Source organism: Tamlana crocina, from assembly GCF_012037625.1.
Map to the genome: position 1 here is coordinate 17,775 of NZ_JAAVJS010000021.1, position 15,701 is coordinate 33,475.

Annotated in this window: 15 protein-coding genes; 6 read left to right on the top strand and 9 right to left on the bottom strand. The window is 39.9% G+C overall.

Features of this window, described 5'->3' with window-relative positions; translation table 11 throughout:
* Window positions 1-30: 30 nt before the first annotated feature.
* Both HC176_RS13270 and HC176_RS13275 read left to right on the top strand, forming a co-directional pair.
* The gene (locus tag HC176_RS13270) at window positions 31-2,322 is read left to right on the top strand and encodes a type IA DNA topoisomerase (RefSeq protein ID WP_167919071.1); all 2,292 of its coding nucleotides are present in this window, start codon (window positions 31-33) and stop codon (window positions 2,320-2,322) included.
* The gene (locus HC176_RS13275; protein ID WP_167919073.1) at window positions 2,315-2,905 is read left to right on the top strand and encodes a pseudouridine synthase; all 591 of its coding nucleotides are present in this window, start codon (window positions 2,315-2,317) and stop codon (window positions 2,903-2,905) included. The genes HC176_RS13270 and HC176_RS13275 overlap by 8 nt, the downstream gene beginning before the upstream one ends.
* A 283-nt stretch (window positions 2,906-3,188) precedes the next feature.
* On the opposite strand, the gene HC176_RS13280 is transcribed toward HC176_RS13275, so the two are convergent.
* On the bottom strand, window positions 3,189-4,424 hold the full coding sequence (locus HC176_RS13280; RefSeq protein WP_167919075.1) for an ABC transporter permease: 1,236 nt from the start codon (window positions 4,422-4,424) through the stop codon (window positions 3,189-3,191).
* A gap of 7 nt (window positions 4,425-4,431) precedes the next feature.
* On the opposite strand from HC176_RS13280, the gene HC176_RS13285 reads away from it, so the two are divergent.
* Window positions 4,432-5,691 (top strand): exo-beta-N-acetylmuramidase NamZ family protein, encoded by a 1,260-nt coding sequence (locus HC176_RS13285; protein WP_167919077.1) that lies wholly within the window; start codon window positions 4,432-4,434, stop codon window positions 5,689-5,691.
* A 304-nt stretch (window positions 5,692-5,995) separates the two neighbouring features.
* On the opposite strand, the gene HC176_RS13290 is transcribed toward HC176_RS13285, so the two are convergent.
* From HC176_RS13290 to HC176_RS13300, 3 genes are all read right to left on the bottom strand, one after another.
* Window positions 5,996-7,288 carry a tetratricopeptide repeat protein gene (locus HC176_RS13290; protein ID WP_167919079.1) on the bottom strand — a complete coding sequence of 431 codons (1,293 nt, stop codon included), beginning with the start codon at window positions 7,286-7,288 and terminating at the stop codon, window positions 5,996-5,998.
* 84 nt (window positions 7,289-7,372) lie between these two features.
* Window positions 7,373-7,882 carry a DUF4331 family protein gene (locus HC176_RS13295; protein WP_425338204.1) on the bottom strand — a complete coding sequence of 170 codons (510 nt, stop codon included), beginning with the start codon at window positions 7,880-7,882 and terminating at the stop codon, window positions 7,373-7,375.
* A gap of 180 nt (window positions 7,883-8,062) precedes the next feature.
* On the bottom strand, window positions 8,063-8,713 hold the full coding sequence (locus HC176_RS13300; protein WP_167919083.1) for a DUF4331 family protein: 651 nt from the start codon (window positions 8,711-8,713) through the stop codon (window positions 8,063-8,065).
* A gap of 156 nt (window positions 8,714-8,869) precedes the next feature.
* Here HC176_RS13300 and HC176_RS13305 point away from each other — a divergent pair, with 156 nt between their 5' ends.
* The 3 genes from HC176_RS13305 (at window position 8,870) to HC176_RS13315 (ending at window position 12,002) form a co-directional block, all read left to right on the top strand.
* Window positions 8,870-10,042, top strand: a complete 1,173-nt coding sequence (locus tag HC176_RS13305; RefSeq protein WP_167919085.1) for an LETM1-related biofilm-associated protein — start codon at window positions 8,870-8,872, stop codon at window positions 10,040-10,042.
* Between the two features lie 64 nt (window positions 10,043-10,106).
* Window positions 10,107-11,099, top strand: a complete 993-nt coding sequence (gene lpxD, locus HC176_RS13310) for a UDP-3-O-(3-hydroxymyristoyl)glucosamine N-acyltransferase (protein WP_167919087.1) — start codon at window positions 10,107-10,109, stop codon at window positions 11,097-11,099.
* Between the two features lie 33 nt (window positions 11,100-11,132).
* The gene (locus HC176_RS13315; protein ID WP_167919089.1) at window positions 11,133-12,002 is read left to right on the top strand and encodes an alpha/beta hydrolase; all 870 of its coding nucleotides are present in this window, start codon (window positions 11,133-11,135) and stop codon (window positions 12,000-12,002) included.
* Window positions 12,003-12,013: 11 nt separating this feature from the next.
* Here the strand turns inward: HC176_RS13315 and HC176_RS13320 are convergent, their stop codons facing one another.
* The 5 genes from HC176_RS13320 to HC176_RS13340 all read right to left on the bottom strand — a co-directional run bounded on the left by HC176_RS13320 (window position 12,014) and on the right by HC176_RS13340 (window position 15,681).
* A complete protein-coding gene (locus HC176_RS13320) occupies window positions 12,014-12,772 on the bottom strand; it encodes a LytR/AlgR family response regulator transcription factor (protein ID WP_167919091.1) in 759 nt (252 codons plus the stop codon).
* 52 nt (window positions 12,773-12,824) lie between these two features.
* Entirely contained in the window at window positions 12,825-13,139 is a 315-nt protein-coding gene (locus HC176_RS13325) for a 2TM domain-containing protein (protein WP_167919093.1), read from the bottom strand.
* Between the two features lie 2 nt (window positions 13,140-13,141).
* Entirely contained in the window at window positions 13,142-13,492 is a 351-nt protein-coding gene (locus HC176_RS13330) for a 2TM domain-containing protein (RefSeq protein WP_167919095.1), read from the bottom strand.
* Window positions 13,493-13,692: 200 nt separating this feature from the next.
* Complete coding sequence (locus tag HC176_RS13335) at window positions 13,693-15,036, bottom strand: histidine kinase (RefSeq protein ID WP_167919097.1); 1,344 nt, start codon at window positions 15,034-15,036, stop codon at window positions 13,693-13,695.
* A 21-nt stretch (window positions 15,037-15,057) separates the two neighbouring features.
* A complete protein-coding gene (locus tag HC176_RS13340; protein ID WP_167919099.1) occupies window positions 15,058-15,681 on the bottom strand; it encodes a tetratricopeptide repeat protein in 624 nt (207 codons plus the stop codon).
* Window positions 15,682-15,701: the final 20 nt, after the last annotated feature.

Sequence of the window (15,701 nt, forward strand, 5' to 3'; positions counted from 1 at the left end):
ATTTTGCAGGACTTTTTTAAACCGTTTTAAATGAAGGTCTGTATTGCCGAAAAACCCAGTGTTGCCCGCGAAATTGCCTCTGTATTAGGAGCCAATACCAAACGTGATGGTTATTTTGAAGGCAATGGCTATGCGGTAACCTACACTTATGGGCATCTTTGTACATTAAAAGAACCCAACGATTACAAACCGTATTGGAAAAGTTGGGATTTAAACAATTTGCCCATGCTGCCCGAAAAGTTCGAAACCAAAGTGGTGGCCAATTCGGGCATTCAAAAACAATTTAAAATTGTAAAAAGTCTGTTCGATAAAGCCGAAGTTGTTATAAACTGCGGTGATGCCGGACAGGAGGGAGAGCTTATCCAGCGGTGGGTAATGAACGAGGCGCATTATAAAGGTGACGTAAAACGCTTATGGATTTCGTCATTAACGACCGAAGCCATAAAAGAAGGCTTTGAAAACCTAAAACCAGCCACTGATTACGATAATTTGTACTATGCTGGTTTTTCCCGTGCCATTGGCGATTGGCTCCTCGGTATGAATGCCACCCGATTGTACACGGTAAAGCACGGCGGTTATAAACAAGTGCTGTCGGTGGGGCGTGTGCAAACCCCCACTTTGGCGATGGTGGTGAACCGGTTTAAGGAAATCGAAAATTTTAAGCCACAACCCTATTGGGAACTTCAAACGCTATATCGCGAAACGCTTTTTAGTTACGAAGAAGGCCGTTTTTTAAAGAAGGAAGATGGAGAGGCTTTGGCCAATAAGGTAAAGGAAGCAGATTTTGAAATTACATCTATAAAAAAGAAAAAGGGCAAGGATTATGCGCCCAAATTGTTCGATTTAACAGGGCTGCAGGTGTATTGCAACACCAAGTTTGGGTTTTCGGCGGAAGAAACTTTAAAGATAGTCCAAACGCTATATGAACGGAAAGTGGTGACTTACCCCAGAGTGGATACTACCTTTTTACCAAACGATATGTATCCGAAAGTATCGGGCATTCTTCAAAAACTGACGCAATATTCGGGATTGACGCAACCGCTTTTAGGAAAGAAAATTAAAAAGTCGAAGCGTGTTTTTGACGATAAAAAAGTGACCGATCACCACGCCATTATTCCTACGGGTATGCAAACCCAGCTCAACCCCGCACAACAGCAGGTTTACGATATAGTTGTTCGCCGTTTTATAGCTGTGTTTTATGACGATTGTACGGTATCGAATACCACGGTTTTGGGTAGTGCAGCCGAAGTCACTTTTAAAGCCACTGGTAAAGAAATTTTAGATAAAGGTTGGCGCATCGTATTTGAAAATCCTAATAAAAAAGACAAGGAATCGGGTATTTTGCCCACCTTCGAAAAAGGCGAAAAAGGTCCACACGAACCCTCTTTTTTAGAAAAGGAAACCAAACCGCCCAACCAGTACACAGAAGCTTCGTTACTGCGAGCCATGGAAACAGCCGGAAAACAGGTAGACGACGAAGAGCTGCGTGATTTAATGAAAGAAAATGGTATTGGCCGTCCTTCAACACGTGCCAATATTATTGAAACGCTGTTTAAACGGAAATATATAAAACGGAATAAAAAGCAAGTACTGCCTACGGTTACGGGTATTCAGTTGATAGAAACCATTCAGAACGATTTGCTGAAATCGGCCGAGCTCACTGGAAAGTGGGAAAAGCAGTTAAAAGATATTGAAAAGGGCGAATATAGTGCTGCTGCCTTTATAAAAAATATGAAGCGCATGGTTGATGCCCTTGTGTACGAAGTGCGCAGTGAAACCAAACGAGCCAATATATCGCAGGCCAATGTGATAAAAAGTAGGCAGGCCAAAGCGGCCGAAAAAAAGCAAAAAGGCCTATTGGCTGAAACTTGCCCAAAGTGTAAAAAAGGCACTTTAATAAAAGGAAAATCGGCTTACGGCTGCAGTAATTTCAAGTCGGGATGCCGCTTTCTACTTCCGTTTAAGTTTGCTGAAAAGAAAATTTCAGAAAAGCAGTTTGTCCGTTTGTTGCAAAAGGGGAGTACCGTAAACTTAAAAGGATTTAAAACTGAAGCTGGGAAAGTAGAGGGACTGTTGCGTTTTGATGATGATTTCAATTTAAAACTGGAGCCTAAAAAAACGGCAGCCAAAACAAAGCCCGACGAACTGAAATGCCCAAAATGTAAAAAAGGCACCATTATAAAGGGCAAAACAGCTTACGGCTGCACCGAGTATAAGTCGGGCTGCGATTTTAAAGTGACTTTTGAAACGGTAAAAGCCAAAATAAACGGACAGAAACCAACAAAGGAATTAGTGTATAAAATATTAAGTGAAGATGCTTAGTTCGGAACACAAACACTTTGTCATTTTTAAACCATTTCGAGTTTTAAGTCAGTTTAAAAGCAATTCCACGAAACAGCAATCCAAACGGTTTTTGGGCGAGTTTTATGATTTTCCCGATGGAATTATGGCGATTGGGCGCTTGGACGAAACTTCGGAAGGTTTACTGCTGCTTACTACAGATGGCAAAACCAGTGCTTTTATAAACAGTCAAAAAGTTGAAAAGGAATATTATGCACAGGTGGATGGTGTTATCACCGAAGAAGCTGTTGAAAAGCTGAAAGCAGGGATTGAAATTAGTATCAACGGGAAACCATATACTACCAAACCGTGCCAAGTTTTTAAATTGGAAGACGAACCCCATTTGCCGGAACGTGCTAAAAAGATACGCGACGAACGCCACGGCCCCACCAGTTGGGTATCGATAACCTTAACCGAAGGGAAATTTAGGCAGGTACGAAAAATGACTTCGGCTGTTGGATTCCCGACGCTGCGTTTGGTGCGTGTTCAGATAGGGCCAATTAAAATGGGCTCTATGCAGCCCGGCGATGTTCTGGAGTTGGCGGATTTGTGCGTTAGGGATTGAAGTGGAAAGCCCACAGTAAGGCACGAGCGAGGACTTGAAACGTAAAGCTCGACCCGGTGGGCCTTGAGCGTGGCCGAAGGGAGGGTAACGCCCGAAATTATTCTTTAAACCACTGGAATAAAAAATAGTTAGGGCGTCAGTTCGAGTGATTTTGAGGCACGAAAAATTGTATCGAGAACTTTTTGGTTGCTAAAAATTCTAATTCTCGATACAAATTTTTCTCATTTCAATCAAAAAATCCACTCGAATTGACGAATTTTTTTCAAATGAACATCATGTTGTTTTACTGAAAACGAATGGCCTTTACCGGCGATATTTTAGTGATGATGTACGAGGGCACCAAAAGCATGAGCAGGCACAATACCAAAGTACCGATGTTGAGCGCCAAAATGTAGCCGAAATTGATGTAAACCGGGGCTTCTGTAACGTAATACACGCTGGGGTCGAGCGGGAATAATTTAAAATATTTTTGGGCAAAGAGTAGCCCCAAACCGATGAGGTTGCCCCAAAACAGCCCGAGTAAAATTAAATAGGAGGCGTTGAACAAAAACAGTTTACGAATGCTCCAATTGCTGCTGCCCAAGGCTTTTAAAATTCCGATCATTTGGGTGCGCTCCAAGATTAAAACGAGCAGGGCGGTAATCATGTTAATGCCCGCTACGAGTATCATGATGCCAATAATGCCGTAAATGTTTTTGTCGAAAATTTTAACCCATTCAAAAATGGAGTAGTATTTGTCGGTAACGGTTTGGGTATTAAAAGTAGATGGGGTGTTTTTGTAAATTTCACGCCCTTTTTGTTCCAGATCGTTGTAATTGTCAATAAACACCTCGAAGTTTCCAATTTGGTCGTCTTCCCAACGGTTGATACGTTGTAAATGCCTAATGTCGCCCAAAATATATTGTGCATCTAAATCTTGAAACCCGGAACTGTAAATGCCCACCACGTTGTAAGTAATCATATTGGGCAGTTTTTCAGGGTCGTCTTTGGCAAATACCATTTGGAATTTATCGCCTACCTTAAACTGCAAGCGGTTGGCCAAATATTCGGAAATTAAAACCTCTTCGTTACGTTTTTTCGAGTAATCGGGCAATCGGCCGTCGATTAAAAATTCCTTAAAATAATCCCAGTTATAATCACTGCCAACACCTTTTAAATATACGCCTTCAAAGTCAGTTTCAGTGCGTATCACTCCAAATTTTGAAGCCACGCCCTGAACGTGTTTTATGCCATCAACCGATTTGAATTCCGGATAAAATTCCTGATTATTCGAAATAGGAATAATGCTTTCCTGAGAATTGTTACTATCGTAATTGGTGATGGTAACGTGGCCGTTAAAAGCCACCACCTTATCGCGAATTTTTTGCTGAAGCCCAATACCCGTAGCAATAGCGACCATCATCACCACAATACCAATGGCAATCGCGGCAATGCCAATTTTTATTATTGGTGCTGAAACACTACTTTTATACGCTTTACTGCCAATAATGCGTTTAGCTATAAAAAACTCGTAATTCAATTTTTAAATGAGGTTTAGTGTGTTCAAAAATACAGTTTTATTCCCGATAGTTATCGGGATTGTTTTGTTAATTTCTTGTGGGAACTTGTCGAAGTCTGAAGTACGAAGCTTGAAGCCCGAAGTTTATGAAACAACGGAAAATAATCCTGTCATTGTTGGCGCCAACCAAACGGAACTGTATTTGCCGCTATTAAAAGGCAAACGCGTTGGTGTCGTGGCGAACCAAACTTCGGTGGTTTTTAAAGCTGGAAGTTTGGAGCCTGAAGCACGAAGTTTTTCGCATCTTGTTGATTCTTTATTGGCTCTTCAAGTTAATGTTAAAAAAGTATTCGCGCCCGAACACGGTTTCCGGGGTCAGGCTGATGCGGGCGAAGTGATAAAAGATGGTGTCGATACACGCACCAACTTGCCTATTGTATCGCTTTACGGCAATAACAAAAAGCCTTCAAAAGAGCAGTTGCAGGATTTGGATATTGTGGTTTTCGATATTCAGGATGTGGGCGCTCGGTTTTACACGTACATTTCTACGTTGCACTATGTGATGGAAGCTTGTGCTGAGCAAAACATTCCGGTATTGATTTTAGACCGACCCAATCCTAACGGACATTATATTGATGGCCCAATTTTGGAAATGGAGCACCAAAGTTTTGTGGGTATGCACCTGATTCCGATAGTACACGGCATGACCATTGGCGAATATGCAAAAATGATTAATGGTGAAAAGTGGTTGAAAAACGGCGTGCAATGTGAGTTGTCCGTAATTCCAATTAAAAATTACGACCATAAAAAAACTTACAGTTTGCCCATTAAACCGAGTCCGAATCTGCCCAACGATAAATCAATTAATCTGTATCCGAGTTTGTGTTTTTTTGAAGGCACCAATGTTAGTGCTGGACGTGGAACGGATTCACAATTTCAAATTTTCGGAAGTCCGTTTTTAAATGCTGAGGTGTTTCCTTATGAATTTACTCCGAAACCGAACGACGGCGCAAAACACCCAAAACACAAAAACCAATTGTGCTTCGGAAAAGATTTGCAGCAAACTAAAAATTTAAGCACACTAAACTTAAATTGGCTCATTGAAGCTTATAAAAACACAGCGGATAAGTCTCAATTTTTCAATAACTTTTTTGTGAAGCTCGCTGGGACACAAACGTTGCAACAGCAAATTGAGCAAGGCTTGACTGAAAAAGAAATTAAAGCTACTTGGAGTGAAGGTTTGGAGAAGTTTAAGGAAATCCGTGAAAAATACTTGGTTTATCCGTAATAGGTTAAATAGTATTGTTTTATAGAAGTTAAATACGGTGTTTCAGGTTGATCGGAGTCGAAACCAAATTGAAATCCCAGCTGCTTAAGGCCTTTCGACTCTAGTTTATCTTGAGCGAAGCCGAAAGGATTAGGGTGACAGTTGTCAACTTTATTTGAATACAGGCGTAACTACGGAATTCTTATATCTAATTTAATTAATCAAAGCAAAAAGCACCCAGTTGCAAGGTTGCAACCAAGTGCTTCATCAAACAAAAACCCAAAATCAAACACTTCAAACGGGTTTTTTAACCAAACAAACCATGTTATAGTGCTTTAACTTCCTTGGTCGTTAAGGGGCCGAGTTCAAAGCTGCTTTCCAGTAATTCTTTTTTTAGTTTTTTTACATTTTCCAGGTTGTTGTTGGCTTTATAGATTTTGGCCAAATGAAACAATACATCGGGTTCAGAAGTTTTACCAACCACATGTTCTTCCATAACTTTTAAAGCTTCTTTTGTGTCGCCATGGTTGTAATGTGTCCACGCCAACAAATCGTACGATTGTGGGGTAGGTCGGTTTTGAATTTCCTCAATTGCTATTTTTAAAGCTTCTGTAGTTTGGGTAGCGTTTTCGGCGTATAAAAGGGTGTTGTGCTTGTTGTACATATCGCCATAAAGCGGATTTTTCACAGCATCGAAATAACGGTCCAATTCTTCTTCTTTTAAGTTTTGATTACCCATAAAATCGGCAATTTCTGCTTTTAGTAAATGGTAATCTGGAGCATTGTATGTTTTCGAAATGGCATTCAAAATACGCATGGCTTCATTAGCATTATTTTCGTATGAATACACAATCCAGGCAATGCCCTTTTTTGCATAGGCATCAGTGGGTTCAAGTTCCAAAGCTTTTAAATAATGTTGATAGGAATCGTTTATTCTTCCGGCGTGACCGTAATAATCGGCCAAGTTAGTGTAAACCCATTGTTTGGTTGAAGGTATATTTGAAGACTCAGCAATGGCTTTGGCCTGTTCCATGTATTTTATGGCGGCCTCCAAATTTCCGCGATTGTCGGACCATTTTGACAAGCGGATTACATAATCGAAATCGCCTTCTTTTCTTGTTTTTTCCAAATAGGTTTTGGCTATTTCAAAATTTCCCAATTCCATATGGACGTCGAACAGCATTTTTTGTGTGCCTTTTAAATTTTCGCCATTGGTTTCTGCTTTTTCCAAAAGTGCCAAAGCGTCCTTAAAACGGTGTTGCGAAATGTAGTTTCTGGCTAAAGACCTCAGATATCCAGCATGGTTGTAATGGGTGCGTTTGTTGGCTTCAACCAAATAATTTTCGGCATCAATAAGTGTTTCAATTTGTCCGGTGTGTTGAAAAATTTGAGATTGAGAGGCAGCGGCTTTGGCAAAGTAGGGGAACTGATTGGGTTCTTTTTCTAGCTTTTTTTTCCAAAATGCATAATCAGATTTTACCAAATCCAGCCTCTCGTTCTCTGTGTTTTCTAAATAGGCATTATAGTCTTTCTTTTGGGTAATTTGTTTTTCGTTTTTGCCACAGCTTACAGTAATAATTAGTAAAAGCAAAATGGCTATAAGTTTAAATGGTTTCATGTTGTGTTGTTTTTTGAGTTTTTGTTTGGTAGTAACCCTAAAACAAGGCATAGCCAAGTTTTAGGGTTGTGTAGGTGTTCATTTTTACCAAGGCGAAGCTAGGTAAGGGAAGGAGCTCAAAAAGGCTTTGTCGTTGGCATCTACATTGTCGTTAGACAATCCAGGGTTTTCGCTAAAATCTTCACCGCCGAAAATGAGCAGTAATTCTACGGTAATGACATCGTCTGCCAAGGCTCTACCTGTTAAAACGTTGGTGCCATCGTAAAAGGTAGTGGTGCCGTCCAGCGATACGTTTAATACATCGGTAGCCAAAAGACCGGTAAACGTAGCAGCATCTAAACCTAAAGCGTTTTCGTCACCAGTATTGGCATAAGCTGGGCTCAGGGCTATTAGGTTGGCCTCAAATTTACTTTGAAATGCTGCATTTTGCGCCGTTGGTACGGTTACGTTAAACATATCTTTATCTTCACTGGCCACAAAAACCGTGTTTACGGCCGGCCTACCCATTTGGTCCTCTTGGGTGTAGGTTCCAGTAAAGTCCGGTCCCATGGGTTGCATGGTATTATCATCATCGTTTGAACAGTTGAAGGCCATTAAGGAAACGGCACATGCCACTGTAAATAGTTTTATATTTTTTATAGTTTTCATTTTCTTGATTTTTATTATGAACTCTTTGTTCAGTTATTTAATTGTCTTAATGGAGTATGCCCATTTTTTTGTCAATTGCCCATTATGGGCTTTCATAATTCTAAAAGTTTAAAAAGTTGCGTTGTTTTATTTTCTTTTTGAAGCTACCCAAGTATTGATGGTACCAGAGCCACCAATCATACTTTTGGGCACTTCTACGACGATAGACATCACATTAGTACCTGCAAAGGTGTCGGCACCAGGATTGTTAAAGCTGGTGGCATTACCGGCAATAATTTCTGAGTATTGCGCAAAATCCATAAAGAAGGGGTCGTCGCGTGGGCCAGCAAAAAAGCTCATGTCACCGTAAGAAGCTATTTTGGCATTTTCGCCATAAGCAGTAATATCTACCACGCCACCAACAGTAGCGTTGGTTTGAATGGTGCTGTTCAATCCGGTTTGCGATGGTGCTACAGGACCGAAAAAGTACATTTTACCATCTCTTGGAATAGCTTGAATGACTAAGTCCTCTACATTGTCGTTGGTAGTATCAATATTAAATTCAACCAACACGTTTTCGTTAAATGTGGCACTGCCCGTTGCACTGGGGCTAAGTAAGCCTTGCAGGTTGGCTACAAATACAATGTTGTCTGTGTTTTCACCTTGAAAGGCGTAAAAATCGGTAATATCACTATTACCACCTTGAACGGCTGGAGCATCGATATGATCGGCCGCGATAATAAAGAAACTAGCTACGGCTAAGATTCCAATTCCAAATACAATTGTTAATTTTTTCATGATTTTGAGATTTTGTTGTTAATATGTTTTTGACTCTCATCCATACCTACGCAAAAAAGGAAATAGCGGTTTTGTTAAAATTTTGTTAAAGCAAAAGTTGTGGTGATAAAGCGTTAAAAACACTATTTTTACACCCTAAATATTCAGTGGATAGTTATGAACCCATCTTCGGCAGGTTGGATAAAAAAGTTGGTTAGGGAGGTTGAAAAGAACAACCGTTTTTTGGTGTACGATGAAGAAAGCTTTTACGATGCTTTGCGCTCTTGCGGGTTTATTTATGGTAGCAATTTTAGTGTGGTGGCGCAGGTTTTTCCAAAAAAAGATTTTTCGGAAGAGGAACTGTGCAAAACCAATTTCTGTTTAGCTTTTTTGTACGCCCACGCCCAATCTAAAACCAGTGTACCCTTTGTAGAGAGTGTTATTACGTTTTACACGGCCATTAATGAAATAAAAACCTCGTTTTTTAAAGGGCTTTTAGGTGGGAAAAAATCGAATGAGCAATTGGAGGATATCATCCATAAACGTATTCAGATAGATGCTAATGTGCTCACAAAAAACTTCAATTATTTTATTATAAATGCCTTGTTGTACGTTGATGTTTTGGCGTATATGGAATATTTGAAAAATGAAAGCATCAGTATTGATTATATTAAAAATTTGGAAGCTTCGATAGTTGCCATTTCATTGGATGTTTTAAATTCAAAAGCCTTAAAAAATCAGTACGACGAAAGTTTGATGAGGTTGTTCGAATCGTCATTGCGCTACAGCGATAACAAAAACCAAACCTATAAAAAAGCTGTGAGACATTTAAAGTCGCCACTGGAGAAATATTATGTTTTGGATATTTCGTGCATGGCCACGTGGAGCGACCAAATGATAGATGTAAAGGAAGAACAGTTTTTGGAAAAATTGGGGCGCGATTTAGATTTGAGCCTTTCCCGAATACACCAATCCATAAAAACGGTCAACCATTTTTATACTGAACATAAAGACAATATTGCGCTTTTAAGTTCTAAAAATATGGTGAAGAGTTTTTACGATAATTCCAGTAAAATGGTGTACAAGCTCATTAGGAGAAATAGCAAGCGCTTGTATAGGGAACTAAAGGATAGCAAAGAGTTGATGGTGCTGCTAACCCAATCTACCGTTCGGGATTTAACCCCGGCCGAACAAAAAAAAGTACAGGAACAGCTTCTGGATATTTTTAAATCCATACCCAGTTTAGCTATTTTTTTATTGCCCGGAGGCGCCATACTGCTGCCTTTGGTAGTTAAATTTATTCCTAAATTATTGCCTTCGGCTTTCGACGAAAACAGAATTGAAGAATAAAAACGGTTGATATTTGTCTTTTTTCTAGTAGATTTACGCAACTACTAACTTAAAGACAACTATAATGGCATCATACACTGTTGAAGAAATTAATAACCTGTTAAAGGGTGAATTAGTCGGAAATACCACCCAAAAGATTGAAGGCCCTGAGCAGCTTCGAAAAGCAAAACCGCATCACATCACGTTTATTGGTAGTACCAAATACCTAAAATATTGGGATGAATCGGAAGCCAGTGCCGTGCTGGTTAACGATATTTTGTCGTTAGAACCTGGTGAAAACCGAGCCATCATAAAAGTAAAAAATGCCGATTTGGCCATGGCCCAAGTGTTGGAGCTTTTCAATCCGCCAGCACCTGTGTTTGAAAGTGATATCCACCCCACGGCGGTAATCCACGACACGGCAAAAATTGGCGAAGGCTGTAAAATTGGACCCAACTGTTACGTGGGTAAAGATGTTGTGCTTGGCAACGGCGTGGTGTTGTACCCCAATGTTTGCATTTTTGATGAAACCATCATTGGCGATCATACCGTAGCGTGGTCGGGAACCGTAATTCGTGAGCGTTGCATTATTGGCAGTCACTGTATTTTCCACACCAATGTAAGTATTGGGGCCGATGGTTTTGGCTACCGCCCAAGCGATGATGGCCAAGGTTTGGTGAAAATTCCCCAAATAGGAAATGTAATTATTGGTCACTATGTAGAAATCGGTGCTAATTCCTGTGTGGACCGGGCTAAGTTTAGCTCAACCATCATTGGCGATGGCAGTAAAATTGATAATTTGGTGCAAATAGGCCACAACAGCGTTATGGGTCGCTCGTGTATCATGGCGGGGCACAGCGGACTGGCCGGTTCGGTTACTTTGGGCGATGGCGTTATTATTGGTGGTGCCGCCTCAATAAAAGACCATACTACGATTCATTCGGGAGCTACCGTTGGAGCAGGCTCGGGAGTTGTTGGTGATGTGGAAGCCGGAAAAACCGTATTGGGTTACCCAGCGCAAGATTCGCGCGACATGCTAAAGCAGTGGGTGGCTATGCGCCGATTGACCAAGAAATAATTTTTTCACAGTGATTTGTTAAAAGGAATATTCATGAAAAGGGTGTTTTTCTTATTCGGATTTTTTGTTTGTTATATTAACACGGTTTTAAGTCAAAGTCACACTTTTCAAGCTGTAAAATATCCAGAAAATTACACCGCTAAATTAGATGAAGTTTATGTTGAGGTGCAGGGGTGGGAAGGCCGAATGGATATTTATGCAAACCTATCTGCAACCCAGCCTACACCCGTAGTTTTGAATATTCATGGCGGTGGATGGAACCATGGCGAAAAGGAATCGCAAACTGGTTTTGGGAGCTTTTTTAAAAATGGTTTTGCTGTGGCCAATGTAGAGTATCGGTTAGCCAATGTAGCAAAGGCTCCTGCTGCGATTGAAGACATTCGTTGCGCTTTTATTTACTTATTTAAACATGCCGAGGAATTGAATATTGATACCGATAAAGTGGTTTTAATGGGAAGCTCGGCAGGTGGACATTTAGCTTTAATGGCAGGGCTGTTAGAAAATAATAGGATGTTTGATGCCAACTGTAAAGCTTATGAAGGCGAAATAAAAGTTGCTGCCATTATCGATAAGTTTGGTCCGACAGATTTAACCATGGCCACTCAAAACAAAACCGTTATCCGTTGGGTTGGGCACCAAGTATCAAATAATCGTTTTATGAGAGCCATATCTCCTGTTTTTCAGGTTTCTGAAGATAGCCCTCCCGTGTTTATTGTGCATGGGGATAAAGATCCGATTGTGCCTTATTCGCAGTCGAAATTACTTTACAATAAATTAAAGGATTATGGAGTAAAAGTGAAGCTGGTTACCGTTGAAAATGGAAAACACGGCCGTTTTTCAGAAAAGGACAATTTGGTTGTTATGGATGAAATCTGGACCTTTTTAAAGGAGCTGGGGTTGTAAACGTAATGGTGTTATTGTTCCAACCATAATTTAAAATCCTTAACGCGTTCACGGGCAACAATAACCTCCTGTACATTAAACGAATTCAGTTTTATTTGTAAACGTGAGTTGGTGTAGCTTACCATATCTTTTATGGCATTGATGTTTACAAAGAATTTTCTGTTGATTCGGAAAAAAGTTTGGGGTTCCAGTTCGTTTTCCAAATGCTCTAAAGTGGTATCCAAAAGGTAATTCCGTCCCTCGGTGGTGTGCAGGTAAGTGCCTTTGTTTTCACTGTAAAAGCATTCAATGTCATCGATATTTATCAGTTTTAAATGCTGACCCACTTTTACCGAAAAACGCTTTTTGTATTCGCGGTCTATGGGGTTAACGAGCAACTTTTTTATATCGTTAAAATCTAAAGTGACGGCTTGGTTATGGTGGGTGCGCTCTTTGTATTTGTTTACTGAGGTAGCTAAATCTTCATCATCAATAGGTTTTAAAAGGTAATCGATGCTGTTCAGTTTAAAGGCTTGCAGGGCATATTCGTCGTAGGCCGTGGTGAAAATGACCGCCGATTTTATTTCGAGAGTTTCAAAAATTTCGAAGGATAGCCCATCGCTGAGTTGAATATCGAGGAAAATTAAATCGGGGTGCGTATGGTTTTGAAACCAATCGATGGATTCTTTAACGGAATGCAGCATAGTTTCAGCGTTGAGTCCTAAGTTTTGAAGCATGCGTTGCAGCCTTCTTGCCGATGGTTTTTCGTCTTCTATGATAATAATGTTCATTTGGTCGATTTTATTGGTTTGTGTAAAATTTCAACGTGTTTGATAGAAAATACTATTCCCATCGTTTGGTGTTTTCTTTGTTGAGGTACTCTTTCATTTTCCGGGTTTCCCATTCTTTTTTGAAAACAATTCGGCCTTTAAAAACGTGCCAACCATGGATGATGATAAAAACCGTCCAACCGACAAGAATGATAATATCGAACCAAAAGAAGAAATCGGCATGCGGCCCTTCCATGATATACAAATTATAGAGCAAAAGTGCCACTACGATAAAGTATCCCACCAAATGAATGTAAAATACTTTTAGGTGATAGACCTTCTTTTTAGCTTTTAAATAGTCTTTTTCGGTGTTTTTTTCGGCACTCATTGTTATTCGAATTTACGTTTGTTTTGCTCTTTTTCCATGAACTCTTTTGTTTTGCGTTCTTCCCAGTTTTTTCCAAAAAGGAAATCGGGGCCAAAAACGCTTAAAAAGTGAAACAGTAAGCCAATGCCCCAAAAAATAGCCGTGGCAAAGGTGCCGAAGCTAAAAAGGGTTCCGCCGTTTGAAACGATGACGATAATTATAAATAGGTTGACGATGACGTAACTGGCAACATGCCAATAAAAGCCTAGTAATTTTTTTACCTTTTCTTTGGCTCTGAGGTAAGCTTCCTCTCTGGAATATTGTTCCTCTCGGGAAGCTTGGTTGTTATAGGGTTCTAAATCGTGATTTTTCATGTGCCTTATATTTAATACATTAAATGGGTGTAGAGAGGTAATTTAAAAAGTTGTCATTCCGAACTACGTGAAGGAATCTTTAAAAATGAAGTTTCAAATTGTGAGATTGCTTCACTTCGACTGCGCTCAGTACAGGCTGTGTCTTCTACATCGATGACGTTTGTTTTTTTACTTTTTAGATAGATTCATGTTTTAATAAATTATTTCCAACGGTTTTTCTCTTCCTCGCGCATAAACTGTTCTATTTTGCGTTGCTCCCAACTGTTGCCTAAAACGCTATTATTTACAAAAACGCGATAGGCTTGTATGGCCAGTCCAAGCCCCCAACCAAACATAGGGAACCAAAACCATTGGAAGCCCCAAAAGGTTTTGTAGTTCACAAAAATGAGGAAGGGAATAACAACACAATAGGAGATAAGGCTGTAATAAAAGCCTTTTAATTCTTCAACGTGTTTACGAGCGCGTACGTAACGGTCGTCTAATCTTGATGGTAATTCTGTTTGTTTCATGATTGATATTTGTTTTGTAAGCATTGGTAATGCCACGGCAAAACGTTTTGCTTCTTGATTGATGTTTACTTTTTTGTTGGTTAATAAATCGTAGCGCTGCTTGATGTTACTAAGCCCAACTCCGCTACTCTTTTTTACAATTTGTTTGGGCTGTAGATTGTTTTCTACCACCAAATGGCCATGGTCTTCAAGTATGATAATGTGCAAAGGTTTGTTTGGGGTGACCATGTTGTGCTTTACGGCATTTTCCAGAAGCAGTTGTAACGATAGCGGCACCACTTTACTTTCGGGGTTTGTGGCACGCTCGGGCATGGTAAATACAATACTGTCTTCAAAACGCATTTTTATTAATGTCATATACGTTTTTGCGAATTGCAATTCTTCATCCACGCTTACCAATTCCTTGTTTTTTTGCTCCAACACGTAGCGATATACTTTTGAAAGCGATGTGGTGAACTTTTGGGCTTTGTCTGGGTTTTCTTCAATTAAACTGGTGAGCACGTTTAAGCTGTTGAATAAAAAATGCGGATCCAACTGATTTTTCAATGCATCGAATTTGGCACTGGCCGTACCAGCAATAACCTTTTGTTCCTTTATCTTGTTTTGCTGGTACTTGTTATAAAAATAGATAACATGAAAAATGGCCACAATGGTTAGGGTAATCCAAAGTCCGAATTGGTAGTAACGGAATTTTTCGTTCATTAAAAAATCACTGAACGTTACGCCATTCATAAGTAAGGCTGTGGCTGCTCTTAATAAGAACAATCCTATCAATGTAATAATCGTGGCTCCTATAATACCAACACTAATACGCTTTAAGGTGTCGGTTTTTTTCCAATGGCGCTTTTCTAAATAGTCGAAAAAAAACATGTTGGAATATCCTAAAACAAAGGTGTAAATTTGGTAAAACACAAAGTTGGTAACAAGCTTGCCAATACTTTCAAAATCGAATCCGCCAGATAACAGATTGCCAACTACAAAAATGGCGCAACCAATTAAAAAGGTAATGATGATATTTTTGATGGATTTTGTCATGTTAGGCGAATAGTTGTGAAATTAATTTTTACAGGATTCCAATAGCATTTCAACGCGGTCTTTGCCCCAATTGGGGTGGAAAGCTGTTTCTGGTTTAAAGTTAGTAAAAAGTTCTAATGCCCTTTCTAAGTCTTTGCAAAATGGTGCGGTATCTTGACCAAAATATCGCGCCCCACCAATGTTCCATTCGGCTTTGCAATACACGACTCTGGGGTTTTTCGGGTTGATGGTTTCGGCTTTTTCATAAAGCTCCACGACCTTCCCCGACAGTGTCATACCGTATGTGGCACCATCATAAGCAACCCAAGCGGTATGAAGCAAGGCTTGTAAAACCAAAATTTCTGGGTTCTCCTTTGAAATGGCCGTGGCATCGTTAATTAATTCCTGACCTTTTTTTAACTGAGCTGTCAATTTTTTTTCATCTTTTTCGCCAAAACTGTACAGAATATTAATCTGAGCGGCGTAGTAAGGTGGCAACCAATTATCTGGCTCGGCGGCGGCAATACGTTCAAATAAATTGGCCGCTTCAATAGGTTGGTTGTTTTTCCAAAGGTCGAAGGCTTTGTCCATGCCTTTTTCGTATTTGGTTTGCGAAACGGATAACGTCGAAACCATAAGTGCTGCAATAAATAATAGTTGTTTCATTTGTTTTTGTTTTTTCTGAA

What these genes read in the sequence shown, in the direction of transcription:
- HC176_RS13270 (WP_167919071.1), top strand. Translation starts at nt 31, where the DNA reads ATGAAGGTCTGTATTGCCGAAAAACCCAGTGTTGCCCGCGAAATTGCC.
- HC176_RS13295 (WP_425338204.1), bottom strand. Translation starts at nt 7,882, where the DNA reads ATGGCCTTCAACTGTTCAAACGATGATGATAATACCATGCAACCCATG.
- HC176_RS13300 (WP_167919083.1), bottom strand. Translation starts at nt 8,713, where the DNA reads ATGAAAAAATTAACAATTGTATTTGGAATTGGAATCTTAGCCGTAGCT.
- HC176_RS13285 (WP_167919077.1), top strand. Translation starts at nt 4,432, where the DNA reads ATGAGGTTTAGTGTGTTCAAAAATACAGTTTTATTCCCGATAGTTATC.
- HC176_RS13290 (WP_167919079.1), bottom strand. Translation starts at nt 7,288, where the DNA reads ATGAAACCATTTAAACTTATAGCCATTTTGCTTTTACTAATTATTACT.
- HC176_RS13330 (WP_167919095.1), bottom strand. Translation starts at nt 13,492, where the DNA reads ATGAAAAATCACGATTTAGAACCCTATAACAACCAAGCTTCCCGAGAG.
- HC176_RS13320 (WP_167919091.1), bottom strand. Translation starts at nt 12,772, where the DNA reads ATGAACATTATTATCATAGAAGACGAAAAACCATCGGCAAGAAGGCTG.
- HC176_RS13305 (WP_167919085.1), top strand. Translation starts at nt 8,870, where the DNA reads ATGAACCCATCTTCGGCAGGTTGGATAAAAAAGTTGGTTAGGGAGGTT.
- HC176_RS13335 (WP_167919097.1), bottom strand. Translation starts at nt 15,036, where the DNA reads ATGACAAAATCCATCAAAAATATCATCATTACCTTTTTAATTGGTTGC.
- HC176_RS13325 (WP_167919093.1), bottom strand. Translation starts at nt 13,139, where the DNA reads ATGAGTGCCGAAAAAAACACCGAAAAAGACTATTTAAAAGCTAAAAAG.
- lpxD (WP_167919087.1), top strand. Translation starts at nt 10,107, where the DNA reads ATGGCATCATACACTGTTGAAGAAATTAATAACCTGTTAAAGGGTGAA.
- HC176_RS13275 (WP_167919073.1), top strand. Translation starts at nt 2,315, where the DNA reads ATGCTTAGTTCGGAACACAAACACTTTGTCATTTTTAAACCATTTCGA.
- HC176_RS13315 (WP_167919089.1), top strand. Translation starts at nt 11,133, where the DNA reads ATGAAAAGGGTGTTTTTCTTATTCGGATTTTTTGTTTGTTATATTAAC.
- HC176_RS13340 (WP_167919099.1), bottom strand. Translation starts at nt 15,681, where the DNA reads ATGAAACAACTATTATTTATTGCAGCACTTATGGTTTCGACGTTATCC.